Genomic DNA, 16,406 nt, shown 5'->3' on the forward strand with positions numbered 1-16,406 from the left:
CCCTCAGCGGCGGGCGGCCGTGAGGTAGTCCTCCGGCCGCTTGCCCCCGGCCAGCTCGCCGAGGACGGTGAGCAGCAGCTGGCGCTCCTGGACCTTGATCCGCTCGTGCAGGACCTCCTCCGTGTCCGTGTCCAGCACGGGCACGGCGGCCTGGGCGAGGATCGGGCCGGTGTCCACGCCGGCGTCGGCCACGTGCACGGTGCAGCCGGTGACCTTGACCCCGTAGGCCAGGGCGTCCCGCACGCCGTGGGCGCCCGGGAAGGCCGGCAGCAGGGCCGGGTGCGTGTTGAGGTACCGGCCGCCGAAGGCGTCGAGGAACTCCTCCCCCACGATCCGCATGAAGCCGGAGGAGAGCACGTAGTCCGGGGCATGGGAGGCCGTGGCCTCGGCCAGGGCGTGGTTCCACGCGGCGCGGTCCTCGTACGCGGCGAAGTCCACCACGAAGGTCTCGATCCCGGCGGCCGCCGCGCGGGCCAGCCCGCCGGCGTCGGGCCGGTCCGCGCCCACCGCGGCGATCTCCACGTCCAGCCGTCCGGCGGCGACGGCGTCGATCACCGACTGCAGGTTGGTGCCGGAACCGGAGACGAGGGCCACGATGCGCATGGGCTCCATCCTAGGCGGCGCCCCGCCTCCGCCCGTGACCGGTGCGTCCGCCGCCCCGTAGGGTGAGCCCATGATCTCCTACCGATCGGTGACCAAGCGGTTCCCGGACGGCACCGTGGCCGTGGACGACTTCAGCCTCGAGGTGCCGCGCGGCTCGCTCACCGTGCTGGCCGGGTCCTCCGGCTGCGGCAAGACCACCCTGATGCGCATGGTCAACCGCATGGTGGACCCCTCCTCCGGGCAGGTGCTCGTGGACGGCACGGACATCGCGGGCCGGGACCCGGTGGCCCTGCGCCGCCGCATCGGCTACGTCATGCAGAACTCCGGCCTGCTGCCGCACCGCACGGTCGCCCAGAACATCGCCACCGTCCCGCGGCTGACCGGCATGGACCGCCGGGCCGCCCGCCGCCGCGCCCTGGAGATGATGGAGCTCGTGGGGCTCGACCCGCGGATGGCGGACCGCTACCCCGCCCAGCTCTCCGGCGGCCAGCAGCAGCGCGTGGGGGTGGCCCGCGGACTGGCGGCCGACCCGGAGATCCTGCTGATGGACGAGCCCTTCGGGGCGGTCGATCCGCTCGTGCGCGCGGAACTGCAGCGCCAGCTGGTCCAGCTGCACCGCCAGATCGGCACCACCATCCTGTTCGTCACCCATGACATGGACGAGGCGCTGGCCCTGGGCGACGAGATCGTGCTGCTGCAGTCCGGCGCCCGGATCGCCCAGCGCGGCACCCCGCGGCAGTTCGTCGCCGAGCCGGCCAGCGACTTCGTGCGCACCTTCCTCGGCCTGGACCGCGGCCAGCGGGTCCTGCACCGCGAGCGCACCGGGGACGGCTCGGTCGTGCTGGTGGACGCCCACGGCCGGCCCGCCGGGGTGCTGGCCGAACCGGACCCCCGGCCCGACGGCGGCCCGCACCCGGGTGCCCCGGCCGACGTCGGGACCGGGCCCGGGGCACAGGAGGGGCCCGCCGCATGACCTGGGTGCTGCAGAACCTGCCGCTGATCGCGGACCGGACCTGGGCGCACCTGGCCACGTCCCTGCCGGCCGTGCTGGCCGCGCTGGTGCTCGCCGTGCCGCTGGGCTGGCTGGCGCACCGCTACCGCCCGCTCAACGGGCCGCTGCTCACCGGGGCCGGGCTGCTCTACGCGATCCCCTCGCTGCCGCTGTTCATCGTGCTGCCGGTGCTGATCGGCACGGGGGTCCGGGACGTGGTCAACGTGGTCGTGGCCCTGACGCTCTACGGGGTCGCGCTGCTCGTGCGCAGCGTGGCGGACGGACTGGACGGGATCCCGCCGGAGGCGCGCAACGCCGCCGTGGCCCTGGGCTACCCGCCGCTGCGCCGGTTCCTCGCCGTGGACCTGCCCCTGGCCGGGCCCGTGATCCTGTCCGGGCTGCGCGTGGTGGCCGTCTCCACCGTCTCCCTGTGCACCGTGGGCGCCGTGCTCGGCGTCCCCTCCCTCGGGCTGCTGTTCACGGACGGCTTCCAGCGCGGGATCCTCGCGGAGATCCTCACCGGGATCGTCCTCACGGCGGTGCTGGCCCTCGCCCTGGACCGCCTCATCGTGCTCCTGGGCCGGCTGGCCATGCCGTGGACCCGGACGGCGGGGGCGGGCGCATGAACCAGCTGCTCGAGGCCGTGCGCTGGTGCCTGGACCCGGCCCACTGGGACGGTCCCGCGGGGATCGCGGCGCGCTCCGTGGAGCACGTGGGCTACACGCTGCTGGCGGTGGCGATCGCCGCGGTGATCGCCGTGCCGGTCGGCTGGTGGGTGGGCCACACCGGCCGGGGCCGGGGGCTGGCCGTGGCCGTCTCCGGGGCCGCCCGGGCCCTGCCGACGCTCGGCGTGCTCACGCTGGCCGGGCTGCTGCTGGGCATCGGCCTGGCCGCCCCGATGACCGCGTTCGTCATCCTGGCCGTACCCTCCATCCTGGCGGGGGCCTACGCCGGCTTCGAGGCGGTGGACCGGAGGGTCATCGACGCCGCCCGCGCCCAGGGCTACACGGGCGCGCAGGTGCTGTGGCAGATCGAGGTGCCCCTGGGGCTGCCGGTGCTGCTGGGCGGGCTGCGCTCCGCGGCCCTGCAGGTGGTGGCCACCGCCACGCTGGCCGCGTACGTGGGCGCGGGCGGGCTGGGACGGTTCCTCTTCCTGGGGCTGAAGACCCAGGACTACGCCATGATGCTCGGCGCCTCCCTGCTCGTGGTGGCCCTGGCCGTGGTGCTGGACGGGGCCTTCGCCGCCGCCGGCCGGGCCGCCGTGCCCCGCGGTGTCACGGTGGCGCGGCGGCTGATCACCACGTAGGTTCGGGTCAGCGCCGTCACTCGAGAGGACCACCATGAAGCACCTCGCCCGCCGCCCCGTTCTCGTCCTGTCCGCCGCCGCGGTCCTCGCCCTCACCGGCTGCGGCAGCTCCGACCCCCTCGGCGGCGGCTCCGCCTCCGGGTCCGCCGGCGCGAGCGGCTCCGCCTCCGGGTCTGCCTCCGGCTCCGCCGCGGGGGACGGCGAGGCGATCGTCATCGGCTCGCAGCAGTACTACTCCAACGAGATCATCGCCGAGCTCTACGCCCAGGCCCTCGAGGCGGACGGCCACGCGGTGGAGCGCCAGTACCAGATCGGCCAGCGCGAGGTGTACCTGCCGGAGGTCGAGTCGGGCGGGATCGACCTCATGCCCGAGTACTCCGGCAACCTGCTGCAGTACTACGACAAGGACGCCACCGCCACCAGCCCGGAGGACATCCACGCCGCGCTGGCCGAGGTCCTCCCGGACGGCCTGCGCCCGCTGGAGGCGGCCGAGGCGACGGACCAGGACTCCTACAACGTCACGCAGGAGTTCGCCCGCGAGCACTCCCTGTCCTCGCTGGCGGACCTCAAGGACGTGGACGGACCGCTCAAGGTGGCCGCCAACTCCGAGTTCGAGACGCGGCCGTATGGCCCCGAGGGCCTCAAGGAGGCCTACGGCGTGGACGTCACCCTGGTGCCCGTGGAGGACTCCGGCGGCCCGCTGACCGTCAAGGCCCTGGTGGATGGGGACGTCCAGCTCGCGGACATCTACTCCGCCGACCCCTCGATCGAGACGGAGGGCCTGGTGACCCTGGAGGACCCGGAGAACCTGATCCTGACGCAGAACGTGACCCCGATCGCCTCCGACGCCGTGGACGAGCAGGCCGCCGCCGTCATCGAGGAGGTCAACGCCAAGCTCACCACCGAGGAGCTGATCGGCCTCAACCGCCGATCCGTGCAGGAGCAGGCCTCCAGCGCGGACATCGCCGAGCAGTGGCTCGGCGAGCAGGGCCTCGACTGACCGGTCGGGATCGCGCCCGGGGCCGCCGTCGGGCCCCGCACCGCTCCCACTAGGCTGGAGCGGTGAGCACGAGCCCCCGCCGCACCCCGGCCGACCCCGAGCTGGCGAGGTACCGGTCCCTGCGGGACGCCCTGGTCTGGCTGGCCGGGATGCTCGTGCTGACCTACCTCTCCTCCGTCCTAGTGCTGCCGTGGAAGGTGGTGTCCCTCGGGTTCGCCCTCGCGGGCATCGCCGTGGGCGTGCTCGCCCTGGTCCGCACCGCACGGATCGCCTCGCCCTGGGTGCTGCGCATGGCCGCCGCCGCGGGCCTGGTCGGCTGCGCGCTGTTCGGCTTCGTGGCCGCCGCCCAGGTGGTGTTCTGGGACGCGACCACCTCCTTCGAGCGCTGCACGGACGGGGCCCTGACCGAGCGGGCGGTGCAGCGGTGCGGCAGCGAGTACGCCGAGCACCTGGGCGGGATCCCCGGACCGGCCGTCGGCGGCTGACGCCGCCGGGAGCCCGTGCCGCCGCTCAGTCGCGGCGCCGGCGGCGGAGGCCACCGCGACGCGGGGCGCCGTGGCCGGCCCGCCCGGTGGCCTCCCCGTGGTCCGCCGCGGCGTCGCCGCGCTCGCCGCCGTCCGCCTCGTGATCGGCCGCCTCCGCGCCCTCGTCCTCGTCCTCGTCCTCGTGCCAGTGCTCCGGCAGGACCAGGCGGTCGCGCTCCCACCACGGGGAGACGAGGTAGCCCAGCACCGCCCCGAAGCCCACCAGCAGGCCCAGCAGCCCCGCGGCGGCCCCGGCGTGCGGGCCGATCTCGGCCAGCCGGCCCACCCCGAGCGAGCCGCCGGAGAGGGCGAAGGGCACCACGGACAGCAGGGCCGTGGCCAGGGCCACCAGCAGGCCCAGGGCCAGGGTGGAGACGGTGAGGGAGGCCCAGCGGGCCTCGATCTTCAGGGCGAGCCACTCGTCCAGGTGGTTCTCCCCCTCGCGCAGCAGCCACCAGCCGGCGAAGAACCCGCCGACCACGGGCAGCAGCAGGAACAGCCAGGACCAGGCCGGGTCCAGGCCGACCGGCGCGGCGGCGAGCACCGGGATGGCCGGCTGCGGGCCCACCGCGGTGAGCAGCGGGGACACCGTGGAGCCCGCGCCCAGGGCGAACCCGGCGCCGGACGACCACGCCAGGGTCCACGCCGCGAGGTTCGGCATCACGCCGAGCTGGACCGCGGTCAGGGTGGCCCCGCCCCAGATCCCGGCGTCCAGCTGCTGGTACACCCGGGCGATGTCCGCCCAGTGCAGTCCCACCTGGACGGCGAGCAGCGCCGCGGCGAGGGCGAAGGAGGCCACCAGGCCCACGACGCCGGCCCGCACCACGGACCACGCGTAGGACCCGGCCCAGCGCTTGGACTGGGACAGGGAGGCGATCCGGTCCGCGGCGTCCACGCCGATCAGCCGCTCCCACGAGCCGGCCTCGCGCCGCGCGCCGGCCAGCAGGGCCCCGACCATGAGCAGGGTCGGGACCACGGTCGCCCAGAACGGGTTGATGGCCACCATGCCGTTCGGCACCAGCAGGGCGGTGACCAGGCAGAACAGGGCGTAGGTGCCGGCACCGCCGGCGAGCGGCTGCCAGATCTGGTCCCGGTAGGAGGCGCGGGCCAGGCGCCGCCCGGCCCGCCAGCCCAGGCCCAGCGGCAGCAGCACCAGTCCCCACGGCAGGAACCAGAACGTGCCGGTGAGCGTGTCCGCCGTGCTCGGTCCGGCCTCCAGGGTCAGGTGCAGCGGCACCCCGTGCATGGCCAGCCAGGCCTGGCCTCCGAGCTGGGCCACGAAGTCCACCTGGGTGGAGGCGAAGCCGCCCGTGGACCAGATGCCCACGAGCGGGACCACCACGAGGATGGCCGAGACGATGGCGGCGAGGAAGACCTCGATCGCCCCCTGGATCCACAGGGGCAGCGGCAGCGGTCTCAGGGCGCGGTTGCGAGCAGTCATGGCACCGTCCATGGTGCCATCCGCCCCCGGCGCGGCCGGGCAGCGGCGCGGCCCCCGGGAGTTCACCGGGCCGCCACCTGCCTTCCACCGGGCCGCCCGCCGGGCGTCGGCGGCGGTGCCTACGGTCGGGGAGCGTGAGAGTCGCCATCGTCGCAGAGTCCTTCCTCCCGCACATGAACGGCGTGACCCACTCGATCCTCCAGGTCATCCGCCACCTGCGCGGCCGCGGTGACGAGGTGCTCGTCATCGCCCCCTCCTCGTCCTGGATGGACGACGAGGCCCCGGCCGAGGTGGAGGGCTACCCCGTGCACCGGCTGCCCTCGATCCCCATGACCGGCTACACGAGCGTCCGGGTGGCCGCCGGCACCGTGAACCGGGTGCGCCGCATCCTCGCGGACTTCGCCCCCGACGTGGTGCACATCGCCTCCCCCTTCGTGCTGGGGTGGCGCGCGGTCCAGGCCGCCCACGCGCTCGGCCTGCCCAGCGTGTGCATCTACCAGACGGAGGTGCCCAACTACGCGGCCCGCTACGGCTTCCCCTGGCTCGAGGAGGTGCTCTGGCAGCACGTGGAGCGCATCCACGACCTCGCCACGCTCACCGTGGCGCCCTCCACCTTCTGCGTGGACCAGCTGCACGCCCGCGGTGTCCAGCGGGTGCACCTGTGGCGCCGCGGCGTGGACACCGGCCGGTTCCACCCCTCCCGCCGCGACGAGGCGCTGCGGGCCGAGCTGGCCCCGCACGGCGAGCGCCTCATCGGCTTCGTGGGCCGGCTGGCCTCCGAGAAGCAGGTCGAGGACCTCGCCGTGCTCACGGACCTGCCCGGAACGCGCCTGGTCATCATCGGCTCCGGCCCCCTCGAGGAGTCCCTCGTCCGCCGCCTGCCCGGCGCCCACTTCGCCGGCTTCCAGGGCGGGGAGGACCTGGCCCGCCACGTGGCCAGCCTGGACCTGTTCGTCCACCCCGGGGAGTCGGAGACCTTCTGCCAGACCATCCAGGAGGCCATGGCCTCGGGGGTGCCCGTGGTGGCCGTGGGCCGCGGCGGCCCACTGGACCTCGTGGACCCCTCCCGCACCGGCTGGCTCTACCGCCCCGGGGACCTGGCGGGCCTCCGGGACCGCGTCCGGGACCTCGTCTACGACGACGTCAAGCGCCGCGCCTTCGCCGAGGCCGCCTTCCGGTCCGTCCAGGGCCGCACGTGGCCCGTGCTGTGCGAGCAGCTGGTGGGCTACTACGAGCGCGCCGTCCGGGTCCGCACCCGGCAGAACCAGGTCTTCGTGCGCACCTACCTGGAGCAGGGCACCGGCTGGGACGGCTGGCTGGTCCAGCGCTGACCGGGCCGGGACGCCCGCCCCGGCTCCCGGCGGACCCGGCCGCCACACCCGCCCGGCGCCCCGGCCCGCGTCGCACCCTCCGCTAGGGTCACGACCATGACGCTCACCCAGGACCTGTCCTCCGCCCGCCCGCTGGCCGGCCGCACCGTGCGGCCCGTGGGGCTGGGGTGCATGAACCTCAACCACGGCTACTCGGGCTTCCCGGCCGAGGAGGACGCGGTGGCGCTCGTCCACGCGGCCCTGGACGCCGGCGTGGACCACGTCGACACCGCGACCCTCTACGGCGGAGGGCGCAACGAGGAACTGGTGGGGCGGGCGCTGGGCTCCCGGCGCGCCGAGGTGTTCCTGGCGTCCAAGTGCGGGCTCACGGGCGATCCCGGCCGGCCGGTGGACGGGCGCCCGGAGACGATCCGCCGGCAGGTGGAGGCCTCGCTGCGCCGGCTCGGCACGGACTTCATCGACCTGTACTACCTGCACCGGCTGGACCCGCGGGTCCCCGTGGAGGACAGCGCCGGGGCCCTGGCCGACCTGGTGCGGGCCGGACTGATCGGCGCCTACGGGCTGTCCGAGGTCTCCGGCGCCACCCTGGAGCGGGCGCACGCGGTGCACCCGGTGGCGGCGGTGCAGAACGAGTACTCCCTGTGGACGCGCAACCCGGAGTGGGGCCTGCTGCAGGCCTGCCGCCGCACCGGCACCACGCTCGTGGCCTTCTCCCCGCTCGGCCGCGGCTTCCTCGCCGGCACCCTGGCCGATCCCGCCGCGCTGCCGGAGGGGGACATGCGCCACGCCATGCCGCGCTTCGCCCCGGAGAACTACCCCGCGAACCTGGCCCTGCTCGGCCCCTTCCGCGCCGAGGCCGAGCGCCTGGGCACCACCCCGGCCGCGCTCGCCATCGCCTGGGTGCTCGCGCAGGGGCCGGAGGTGCTCGCCATCCCCGGCACGACGTCGGCCACGCACCTCGCGGAGGACCTCGCCGCCGAGCACGTGGTCCTGTCCGCGGAGGACGTGGCCCGGCTGGACGCGATCATCAACCACGGCACCGTGCGCGGGCACCGCTACTCGGCCCGGCAGCAGGCCTCGATCGACACGGAGGACGCGCCCGCCGGCTGAGCCGCCCGCCACCGTCGGGCCCCCGGCCGGGCCCCGCGGCGGCGGCCGTCATGCTTCCCGGGGGGACCGAACCGGCCGGTACAGTGGTCGCGGCCTCTCCCGTCCGTTGGGGGACGCCCTCCCTACGAGGGGACGCCACCGAGGAAAGCGAGGACGGACATGGAAAAGGGTCTGGAGAACCTGCGGGACGAAGTGTTCCGCCGCAACCCCGGCGAGAGTGAATTCCACCAGGCCGTGACCGAGGTCTTCGAGGCCCTGGGGCCCGTGGTCAACCGCCACCCCGAATACGTCGAGTCCGGCATCCTGCGCCGCATGTGCGAGCCGGAGCGCCAGATCATCTTCCGCGTGCCGTGGGTGGACGACGCCGGCCACGTGCAGATCAACCGCGGGTTCCGCGTCGAGTTCAACTCGGCCCTGGGTCCGTACAAGGGCGGGCTGCGGTTCCACCCCTCCGTGTACCTGGGCATCATCAAGTTCCTGGGCTTCGAGCAGATCTTCAAGAACGCCCTGACCGGCATGCCGATCGGCGGCGGCAAGGGCGGCTCGGACTTCAACCCGGCCGGCCGCTCCGACGCGGAGGTCATGCGCTTCTGCCAGTCCTTCATGACCGAGCTCTACCGCCACATCGGCGAGTACACGGACGTGCCGGCCGGCGACATCGGCGTGGGCACCCGGGAGATCGGCTACCTGTTCGGCCAGTACAAGCGCATCACCAACCGCTTCGAGTCCGGCGTGCTGACCGGCAAGGGCATCTCCTGGGGCGGCTCCCTGGTCCGCCCGGAGGCCACCGGCTACGGCGCCGTGATGTTCGTGGACCAGATGCTGCGCACCCACGGCAAGTCCATGGACGGCCAGACCGTCCTGGTCTCCGGCTCCGGCAACGTGGCGCTCAACGCGATCGCCAAGTCCCAGCAGCTCGGCGCCACCGTCCTGACCGCCTCGGACTCCTCCGGCTACGTGGTGGACGAGGACGGGATCGACCTGGACCTGCTGCGCGAGATCAAGGAGGTCCGGCGCGGCCGGATCGCCGAGTACGCCGAGGCCCGCGGCGGCCGGTCCCGCTTCGTGGCCGGCGGCAGCGTGTGGGACGTGCCGGGCACCGTGGCCATCCCCTCGGCCACCCAGAACGAGCTGGACGACAAGGCCGCCCTGACCCTGATCGACAACGGCCTGGTGGCCCTGGCGGAGGGCGCCAACATGCCCTCCACCCAGAAGGCCACGGAGCACCTGATCAACGCCGGCGTCCTGTTCGGCCCGGGCAAGGCGGCCAACGCCGGCGGCGTGGCCACCTCCGCCCTGGAGATGCAGCAGAACGCCAGCCGGGACACCTGGAGCTTCGAGTACACCCACGACAAGCTCGAGCAGATCATGACCGACCTGCACGACCGCTGCCTGGAGACCGCCGACGCGTACGGCACTCCGGGCAACTACGTGGTCGGTGCCAACATCGCCGGCTTCGTGAAGGTGGCCGACGCGATGCTCGCCCAGGGCGTCATCTGACCCCTCCCCGTCCCCGCCACTCCCCGCATCGAGTGGTCGAACGTGCCCCGTTCCAGCGCCCCACCGGCGCCGGGACGGGGCATTTCCGACCTCCAGTTCCTTGCGGGCCGGGCCGTTGCGCGCCGGCCGGCCCGTCCTCAGCCGATCGCGGCGGCCAGGGCGGCGAGCGCCGACGGGTCCAGCACGGCGGCCGGGTGCGGCCCGGCGGCCAGCAGCCCCGCGCGCAGCGCCTCCGGGTCGCCCGCCCCCAGGTCCTGCCCGACGGCCAGCACCACGTTGCCGGCCTGCCGCCGCTCCACCAGGGTGGCGTCGGCCAGCGCCCACGCCCCCGGCAGCCCCGCCCGGTCGGCCGCGGACTCCAGGGCGCGGGCCTCGCGGGCCAGGAAGCGCAGCCCGGCGTCGTCGCCGATGTTGACCAGGAGCACCCCGCCGGGGCCGAGCCGGTCCAGCAGCTCGGCGTAGAATCCCTCCCCCGTCAGGTGCGCGGCCGCGTCCACCGCCGTGTGGATGTCCAGCACGACGGCGTCGAAGCCCCCCGCGGGCAGCCGGGCGAGCGCCTCGCGGGCGTCGCCGATGACCACGTCCAGCTCCGTGCCCGCCGGCAGCGGCAGCTCGGCGGTGATGAGCGAGGGCAGCTCCCGGTCGAGGTCCACCACCGCCTGGGCGGAGCCGGGCCGGGTGGCCTGGACGTAGCGGGGCAGGGTCAGCGCGCCGGCCCCCAGGTGCAGGACGCGGACGGGCAGCCCGGGCGCCCAGGCCGCGTCGAGGACGTTGGCCATCCGGCGCAGGTACTCGTACCGGATGCGCGTGGGGTCGGCCAGGTCCACGTGGGACTGGACCATGCCGCCGATCTCCAGCACCCAGCCGTCGTCGTGCTCGTCCGGGACGATCCGGGCGCGCTCGCCGGAGGCGGCGAGCTGGACGCTGCGGCCGGTCGGCGCCCCGGGCACCGTCAGTCCCGCCCGAGCCGGGTCAGGGTCTCGCGCTGGTCCTCGCTCAGCCGCACGGGGCGTCCCGTGGCGGCGTCCACGAACACCATGGTGGTGCCGGCGGTGACGCACTCCGCGCCGTCCACGCCGTCCCGCACGGAGTAGGCGACCTCGATCGAGGCGCCCTTGGCGGCGGCCACCCAGACCCACACGGTGGCCGGGACGGTGCGGTACTCCAGGGGCCGGCGGTAGCGGATGCGGTGCTCCGAGATCAGCACCTGCACGGAGTCGGGCACCCCGTCGAGCAGGGACATCGGCGCCGGGGCCCCCGGGCGGCCGGTGCCCGCCGGCACGCCGAACGCCAGGATGCGGGCCTCCTCGAGGATGGAGGCCACCCGGACGTTGTTCACGTGGCCGTAGGCGTCCATGTCCCCCCAGCGCAGGGGGACCTCCACGCGCACGCCGGGGCCGCCGCCGTCGGGACGGTCCTCGATGGTCCCGGTCACCGGCCGCGTGGGGCCGGGCGCCGTCGCCTGCTCAGCGGCCATGGCCCACCGCGTCCCCCGCCGTGCGCGCCTCGGCCAGGCCCTCGGGCGGGCGGCGGCCCGCCGCGCCCACCCCGTCGGCCGTGCCCTCCAGGGCGTCCTCCGGCTCGGGGTCCACGCCGGTGTCCCGGGCGTTGCGGGGCCACGTCAGTGGCACGGCGGCGGCGCGCTCGGCGTCGAGGATGCCGAGCTCCTCGAGCTGGCGGGCCAGCGAGGCGCCGTCCGGCCCGTAGCACCACGGCACCCCGGGGGTCGTGTCCCGGGTGTCCGTGGCCCGGCCACCGGCCAGCAGGGCCTGCGACGGCGTCAGCTGGCGGATGACGATCGCCCGCACTTTCTCCGGGTGCCGGCGGGCGAAGTCGGCGTAGATCTCGGGATCGTGCTGGCCGTCGTCGCCGATCAGCAGCCACCGCACCCCGGGGAACTCGCGGGCGAGCCGGTCCAGCTGGGTGACCTTGTGCTCCATGCCGGAGCGGAACCACCGGTCCTCGGTGGGGCCCCAGCTGGTCAGCAGCAGCGGGCCGAACGGGTAGAGGTTGCGGGAGAGGAACCGGGACAGGGTCTGGGCCACGTTCCACGCGCCGGTGGACAGGTAGACCACCGGGGAGGCGGGGTGCTGCTCCAGCAGCCGGTGCAGCATGACCGACATGCCCGGGGTCGGCGTGCGGGCGTGCTCGTCCAGCACGAAGGAGTTCCACGCGGCGAGCATCGGCCGCGGCAGGTAGGTGACCACCACGGTGTCGTCGATGTCCGAGACGACGCCGGTGCTCACCCCGTCCTCCACGATGTACACGTCCGAGGTGGTCGGCTCGCTGCCGTCGGACTCCAGGGTGACGGTCTGCCAGCCCGGCTCCATCTCCACCTCGACGACGGCGTCCACCACGCCACCGCGGTCGGCGCGCACGGTGAAGGTGCGCCCGCCGGCCATCACCCGCACCCGGGCGTAGGGCACGGGCGGGGAGGTGAAGTTGTGCCAGCCGCGCATCCCGTCCTCGACGACCTTGGACAGCCGGCGGCCGTTCTCGAACGCCTCGTCCGGGGCCATCACCACGCGGGAGAACACGCGGATCCATCCCGTGGTGCCGTAGCCGGTGAAGGACATCAGCGTGGGCTGGTGGCCGGCCCTGATCGCCGCGGAGCGCCGCAGCCGGTGCCAGCGGTCCTGCAGCAGGGTGGCCACGTGCTCGGTGACCAGGGGCTCCCGGTCCTCGAGCAGCGGGGACGGCGGGGCGTCCGGGGCAGGCGGGGAGGCGGGGTTCCGTTCGGCCATGTCCCCCAGTATCCACCACCCCGGGGGTGCACCCCACCCCGCATGACGGCGCGGCCCGCACCGACGGCGCCGGGCGTGGCCCCGCCTCCGCCCCGCCACGGCCCCGCTTCGACCCCGCCCGGCCGCCGCCCGCCCGCCGGGCGCCGCCGGGCGCCGCCGTCACACGGTGCGGCGCAGGGGCACCTCCCGGATGGCGGAGACCGCGAAGACGGCCGGCAGCGCGATGACGGCGGCCAGCGCGAACAGCGCCCCGGAGCCGTTGGCGTAGGTGTCCGCCACCTGCCCCGGTGTCCCGGCCCCCAGCAGCTGGATGGCCATCAGGGAGCCGAGCACCGAGTTGCCGATCGCCCCGCCCACGGTGCGGAAGAAGGTGACGGCCGCCGAGGAGGCCCCGATCTCCATCACGGTCACGGTGTTCTGCACGGCGAGCACGACGTTCTGGATGACCATGCCGAGCCCCAGGCCCACGAGGAGGAGCTTGGTCCCGATGAGCCAGTAGGACGTGGTGGCGTCCACCAAGCCGAGCCAGGCCGTGGCGGCCACGGCCACCACGGAACCGGCCACGAGGTAGGGCTTCCACCGCCCGTACCGGGTGATCAGCTGGCCGGTGGTGACGGAGCCGATGAGGTTGCCGAGGATGAGCGGCAGCGTGAGCAGCCCGGACTGCGTGGGCTCCAGGCCGCGGCCGTTCTGGAAGTACAGGCCGAGGTAGGCCGGCAGCGAGAACATCAGCACGGCCACGCTGACCGAGGCCACGATGGCCAGCACGGTGGTGCGGTTGCGGAAGATCCGCAGGTTCATGACGGGCTCCACGGAGCGGGACTCCAGCCACAGGAACAGGACCGCGAGCGCCACCACGGAGCCCAGGAACGCCGCGGACTGCCAGGACAGCCAGGCGAAGTACACGGGATTGCCCGCGAACGAGACCCAGACGAGCAGCAGGCACGTGGCCAGCGCCAGGACGGTGGCGCCCCACCAGTCGATGTGCACGGGGCGGCCCACGTGCACGATCCTCAGCGTCTTGGCGATCACCACCATGGCCAGCACGGCCAGCGGCACGCCCACCCAGAAGGTCCACCGCCAGCCGATGGTGTCCACGATCAGCCCGCCGAGCAGCGGCCCGGCGGCCGTGGCGGTGGCCATCACGGCGCCCATGTACCCGGCGTAGCGGCCGCGCTCGCGCGGGGCGATGATCGCGCCCATGATGGCCATGGACAGTGCCCCGAGCCCGCCGACGCCGATCCCCTGGATCACGCGGCCGGCGATCAGCCAGTTCATGTCCGGGGCGGCCCCGGCCACCACGGACCCGGCGATGAAGATCAGCAGCGTGAGCTGGATCAGCCGCTTCTTGTCCACCAGGTCCGCGAGCTTGCCCCAGATGGGCGTGGTCGCGGCGTTGGCCAGCAGCGTGCCGGTGAGGACCCAGGAGTACTGGATCTGGTCCCCGCCGAGGTGGTGGACGATGACCGGCAGCGCGGTCACCACGATGTTGATGGAGAGCATGGCCGCGAAGAACCCGGCCAGGATGCCGGTGAGGGCCTCGAGGATCTCGCGGTGGCCCATCGGCGGGGCCGCGGCGGCCACCGGCGCGGACGGTGCGGTCACGGGCGGGCCCCCTTCACGGCGTGCAGCCCCCGGCGGAACTCCTCGACCATGCGCTCCATGGAGCCGGTGAAGTCCCGCACCTCCTCGTCCGCGAGGCCGCCGAGCGCCTGCTGCAGGACGGTCACGCGCCGGGCGCGCAACTCGCGGACGGCCTCCTGCCCGGCGTCCGTCAGGCTGGTCAGCGCGGCCCGCGCGTCGTCCGGGTCGGGGACGCGTCCCACGAGGCCCTGGGCCTCCAGGTCCGCCAGCTGCCGGGACATCGGCGCCGCGCCGACGCCGAGCCAGTCGGCGATGTCCTTGGCGCGGGCCGGCTCATGGCGCAGCAGGTAGAACAACGTGGCCTGGGCGGCGGGACCGGGATCGTCGGGGTGCTGCTGGGTGCGGAAGCCCCAGCGGACCACGCGCTCGAACGCCTGCAGGACGGAGAGCAGGTCGTCGGCCACCTCCCGGCTGAGGGGGGCGTGCTCGGGACGGACGGGTGATGGGCTCGGATCGGCCATTTGGTTACCTCCGGCAACCAATTCTAGGTTTGCTTGCCTCCGGCAACAAGGTCGTGCGGTGTGAGTTCGGCGACGTCGGCCCGGTCCGCATCCGGTGCTGCTCCGGCCCCGTTCCGGACCCGTTCGGGACCCGGCGCCGGCCCCGGGCCCGCCGCCGATAGGCTGGCGGCATGCCGAGCACCGTCCCGTCCCCCGCCGAGCTGCGCCGCGTGGCGGTCGAGGCCGCCACCGCCTGCGCCCCGCGGCTGGTCCGCGCCTTCCGGTCCACCCCCGCCGAGATCGACCTGGGCACCAAGCGCAACACCCATGACCTCGTCACCGTCCACGACCGGGCCACCGAGGACGAGCTCGTCCGGTTGCTGGGCCGGGCGGTGCCGGGCAGCCGGTTCACCGGCGAGGAGGGCGGCGCGCGCGGTGCGGACGCGGCGGTGGAGTGGATCATCGACCCGATCGACGGCACCGCGAACTTCGCCCACGGCTTCGCCATGTTCTCCGTCTCCGTGGCCGCCGCCGTCGAGGGCGAGGTGGTGGCCGGCGTCGTGCTGGACCCGGTGAACGGCCTGGAGTTCTCCGCGGACGACGCGGGCGCGTACCTCAACGGCGAGCGGTTCGGCGCCGGGCCATCGGACGGGTCCGGGACGGACGGCGCCCCGGACGTGGCGGGCGGCGCCGGCAGCGCCCCCGCGCCGGCCCCCGAGCACGCGCTGAACCTCGTGACCTCCTACCCCTCGGCCGAGGCCCTCGCGGTGGACGGGCCGGCGGCCCTGGAGCGCTTCGGCCGGCTCGTGGACGCCTATGCCACCGTCCGGCGCACCGTCTCGGGGGCGCTCGAGCTGGCCTACACGGCGATCGGCTGGGCGGACGTGACCCTCGGGGTGGACACGAACCCCTGGGACGTGGCGGTGGGCCAGCTGCTCGTGCGCCGGGCGGGCGGTCGCTACGTGGCCCGGTCCTACGCCGCCGGGGCGGACGGGGGACGCGGCGCGCACCTGGCGCCGTGCTACGTCGCCGTGGCCCCTGGCCGCGCGGCCCCGACGGCGCTGGGTGTCCTGGAGGAGACGGTCGCCGCCCGCCGTGCGGCCGGCCACCGCCGCGCGGGCCGTGAGACGTCCCCCACACTGGCCGGATGACCGGCCGCACGGGATAATGGAAGTGCCCGCTGACCGGGGCCTCCGCGAGGGAGCGGACGTGACCGGAGCGGGCACCAGGCCGGGCGGTCCGCGCGCCGGCCGCGACGAGGCACGCAGGAGGCCGGGCCCATGATGTTCGAACACCCCGACGACGAGGCCATCCTGGTCCTGGACGAAGACCAGTGCTGGAGGATCCTGGAGGGCACCCGGCACGGCCGCCTGGGCCTGCGGGTCAACGACGAGCTCGACCTGGTCCCGGTGAACTTCATCGCCCGGGACCGCCGGATCTACTTCCGCACGGCGCCGGGGAACAAGCTCGCCGAGCTGACCATCAACCCCAAGGTCATCTTCGAGGCGGACGGCATCCTCTCGGACGAGGCATGGTCCGTGCTCGCCCGCGGCAGCGCCCGCGTGCTGGAGACGGAGGACGAGATCTCGTTCGCGGAGTCCTTGGGTATTGACCCCTGGGTCCCCACGTATAAGGATTTCTTCATAGAGGTCACGGTCAACCGGGTCACCGGTCGGCACTTCATCTTCGGTGAGCAGCCCGAGCGCTTCGACTAGCAGCCGGCGGCACACCACCCCACCGGGCCCCCGGCAGCTGACGCGCTCGCCGGGGGC

At 74.5% G+C, this 16,406-nt stretch carries 17 protein-coding genes; 10 read left to right on the forward strand and 7 right to left on the reverse strand.

The window, feature by feature from the left end; genetic code table 11:
- Positions 1-3 precede the first annotated feature (3 nt).
- Complete coding sequence (gene purN, locus E7744_RS11735) at positions 4-603, reverse strand: phosphoribosylglycinamide formyltransferase (RefSeq protein WP_137774271.1); 600 nt, start codon at positions 601-603, stop codon at positions 4-6.
- A gap of 70 nt (positions 604-673) precedes the next feature.
- On the opposite strand from purN, the gene E7744_RS11740 reads away from it, so the two are divergent.
- The 5 genes from E7744_RS11740 (at position 674) to E7744_RS11760 (ending at position 4,385) form a co-directional block, all read left to right on the forward strand.
- The gene (locus E7744_RS11740; RefSeq protein WP_137774272.1) at positions 674-1,576 is read left to right on the forward strand and encodes an ABC transporter ATP-binding protein; all 903 of its coding nucleotides are present in this window, start codon (positions 674-676) and stop codon (positions 1,574-1,576) included.
- On the forward strand, positions 1,573-2,220 hold the full coding sequence (locus tag E7744_RS11745) for an ABC transporter permease (RefSeq protein ID WP_137774273.1): 648 nt from the start codon (positions 1,573-1,575) through the stop codon (positions 2,218-2,220). The genes E7744_RS11740 and E7744_RS11745 overlap by 4 nt, the downstream gene beginning before the upstream one ends.
- Complete coding sequence (locus E7744_RS11750; RefSeq protein ID WP_137774274.1) at positions 2,217-2,900, forward strand: ABC transporter permease; 684 nt, start codon at positions 2,217-2,219, stop codon at positions 2,898-2,900. Before E7744_RS11745 ends, E7744_RS11750 begins: the two co-directional genes overlap by 4 nt.
- Before the next feature lie 34 nt (positions 2,901-2,934).
- Positions 2,935-3,900, forward strand: coding sequence for an ABC transporter substrate-binding protein (locus E7744_RS11755; protein WP_137774275.1), 966 nt, complete (start codon positions 2,935-2,937; stop codon positions 3,898-3,900).
- Between the two features lie 62 nt (positions 3,901-3,962).
- The gene (locus E7744_RS11760) at positions 3,963-4,385 is read left to right on the forward strand and encodes a hypothetical protein (protein WP_137774276.1); all 423 of its coding nucleotides are present in this window, start codon (positions 3,963-3,965) and stop codon (positions 4,383-4,385) included.
- A gap of 25 nt (positions 4,386-4,410) precedes the next feature.
- Here E7744_RS11760 and E7744_RS11765 read toward each other — a convergent pair whose 3' ends face one another.
- Positions 4,411-5,865, reverse strand: coding sequence for a DUF6350 family protein (locus E7744_RS11765; protein ID WP_246858434.1), 1,455 nt, complete (start codon positions 5,863-5,865; stop codon positions 4,411-4,413).
- Between the two features lie 134 nt (positions 5,866-5,999).
- On the opposite strand from E7744_RS11765, the gene E7744_RS11770 reads away from it, so the two are divergent.
- The 3 genes from E7744_RS11770 (at position 6,000) to gdhA (ending at position 9,806) form a co-directional block, all read left to right on the forward strand.
- Entirely contained in the window at positions 6,000-7,196 is a 1,197-nt protein-coding gene (locus E7744_RS11770) for a glycosyltransferase family 1 protein (protein ID WP_137774277.1), read from the forward strand.
- Positions 7,197-7,292: 96 nt separating this feature from the next.
- The gene (locus tag E7744_RS11775) at positions 7,293-8,306 is read left to right on the forward strand and encodes an aldo/keto reductase (protein WP_137774278.1); all 1,014 of its coding nucleotides are present in this window, start codon (positions 7,293-7,295) and stop codon (positions 8,304-8,306) included.
- Between the two features lie 159 nt (positions 8,307-8,465).
- Complete coding sequence (gene gdhA / locus E7744_RS11780) at positions 8,466-9,806, forward strand: NADP-specific glutamate dehydrogenase (protein WP_137774279.1); 1,341 nt, start codon at positions 8,466-8,468, stop codon at positions 9,804-9,806.
- 137 nt (positions 9,807-9,943) lie between these two features.
- Here gdhA and E7744_RS11785 read toward each other — a convergent pair whose 3' ends face one another.
- The 5 genes from E7744_RS11785 to E7744_RS11805 form a co-directional block, all read right to left on the reverse strand.
- On the reverse strand, positions 9,944-10,762 hold the full coding sequence (locus E7744_RS11785; RefSeq protein WP_137775027.1) for a spermidine synthase: 819 nt from the start codon (positions 10,760-10,762) through the stop codon (positions 9,944-9,946).
- A complete protein-coding gene (locus E7744_RS11790) occupies positions 10,759-11,283 on the reverse strand; it encodes a thioesterase family protein (protein WP_137774280.1) in 525 nt (174 codons plus the stop codon). Before E7744_RS11790 ends, E7744_RS11785 begins: the two co-directional genes overlap by 4 nt.
- The gene (locus E7744_RS11795; protein WP_137774281.1) at positions 11,273-12,550 is read right to left on the reverse strand and encodes an App1 family protein; all 1,278 of its coding nucleotides are present in this window, start codon (positions 12,548-12,550) and stop codon (positions 11,273-11,275) included. The genes E7744_RS11790 and E7744_RS11795 overlap by 11 nt, the downstream gene beginning before the upstream one ends.
- 159 nt (positions 12,551-12,709) lie before the next feature.
- Positions 12,710-14,155 carry an MFS transporter gene (locus E7744_RS11800; RefSeq protein ID WP_210417107.1) on the reverse strand — a complete coding sequence of 482 codons (1,446 nt, stop codon included), beginning with the start codon at positions 14,153-14,155 and terminating at the stop codon, positions 12,710-12,712.
- Complete coding sequence (locus tag E7744_RS11805) at positions 14,152-14,655, reverse strand: MarR family winged helix-turn-helix transcriptional regulator (protein ID WP_137774282.1); 504 nt, start codon at positions 14,653-14,655, stop codon at positions 14,152-14,154. Before E7744_RS11805 ends, E7744_RS11800 begins: the two co-directional genes overlap by 4 nt.
- 170 nt (positions 14,656-14,825) lie before the next feature.
- Here E7744_RS11805 and E7744_RS11810 point away from each other — a divergent pair, with 170 nt between their 5' ends.
- Together E7744_RS11810 and E7744_RS11815 are read left to right on the forward strand one after the other, a co-directional pair.
- Positions 14,826-15,785 carry an inositol monophosphatase family protein gene (locus tag E7744_RS11810; RefSeq protein WP_137774283.1) on the forward strand — a complete coding sequence of 320 codons (960 nt, stop codon included), beginning with the start codon at positions 14,826-14,828 and terminating at the stop codon, positions 15,783-15,785.
- 129 nt (positions 15,786-15,914) lie between these two features.
- Complete coding sequence (locus E7744_RS11815; RefSeq protein ID WP_137774284.1) at positions 15,915-16,349, forward strand: pyridoxamine 5'-phosphate oxidase family protein; 435 nt, start codon at positions 15,915-15,917, stop codon at positions 16,347-16,349.
- The last annotated feature ends 57 nt before the right edge of the window (positions 16,350-16,406 follow it).

It is taken from the genome of Citricoccus sp. SGAir0253, from assembly GCF_005877055.1.
GTDB lineage: Bacteria > Actinomycetota > Actinomycetes > Actinomycetales > Micrococcaceae > Citricoccus.

What these genes read in the sequence shown, in the direction of transcription:
- gdhA (WP_137774279.1), top strand. Translation starts at nt 8,466, where the DNA reads ATGGAAAAGGGTCTGGAGAACCTGCGGGACGAAGTGTTCCGCCGCAAC.
- E7744_RS11740 (WP_137774272.1), top strand. Translation starts at nt 674, where the DNA reads ATGATCTCCTACCGATCGGTGACCAAGCGGTTCCCGGACGGCACCGTG.
- E7744_RS11810 (WP_137774283.1), top strand. Translation starts at nt 14,826, where the DNA reads ATGCCGAGCACCGTCCCGTCCCCCGCCGAGCTGCGCCGCGTGGCGGTC.
- E7744_RS11745 (WP_137774273.1), top strand. Translation starts at nt 1,573, where the DNA reads ATGACCTGGGTGCTGCAGAACCTGCCGCTGATCGCGGACCGGACCTGG.
- E7744_RS11805 (WP_137774282.1), bottom strand. Translation starts at nt 14,655, where the DNA reads ATGGCCGATCCGAGCCCATCACCCGTCCGTCCCGAGCACGCCCCCCTC.
- E7744_RS11750 (WP_137774274.1), top strand. Translation starts at nt 2,217, where the DNA reads ATGAACCAGCTGCTCGAGGCCGTGCGCTGGTGCCTGGACCCGGCCCAC.
- E7744_RS11790 (WP_137774280.1), bottom strand. Translation starts at nt 11,283, where the DNA reads ATGGCCGCTGAGCAGGCGACGGCGCCCGGCCCCACGCGGCCGGTGACC.
- E7744_RS11765 (WP_246858434.1), bottom strand. Translation starts at nt 5,865, where the DNA reads ATGACTGCTCGCAACCGCGCCCTGAGACCGCTGCCGCTGCCCCTGTGG.
- E7744_RS11815 (WP_137774284.1), top strand. Translation starts at nt 15,915, where the DNA reads ATGATGTTCGAACACCCCGACGACGAGGCCATCCTGGTCCTGGACGAA.
- E7744_RS11795 (WP_137774281.1), bottom strand. Translation starts at nt 12,550, where the DNA reads ATGGCCGAACGGAACCCCGCCTCCCCGCCTGCCCCGGACGCCCCGCCG.
- purN (WP_137774271.1), bottom strand. Translation starts at nt 603, where the DNA reads ATGCGCATCGTGGCCCTCGTCTCCGGTTCCGGCACCAACCTGCAGTCG.
- E7744_RS11775 (WP_137774278.1), top strand. Translation starts at nt 7,293, where the DNA reads ATGACGCTCACCCAGGACCTGTCCTCCGCCCGCCCGCTGGCCGGCCGC.
- E7744_RS11755 (WP_137774275.1), top strand. Translation starts at nt 2,935, where the DNA reads ATGAAGCACCTCGCCCGCCGCCCCGTTCTCGTCCTGTCCGCCGCCGCG.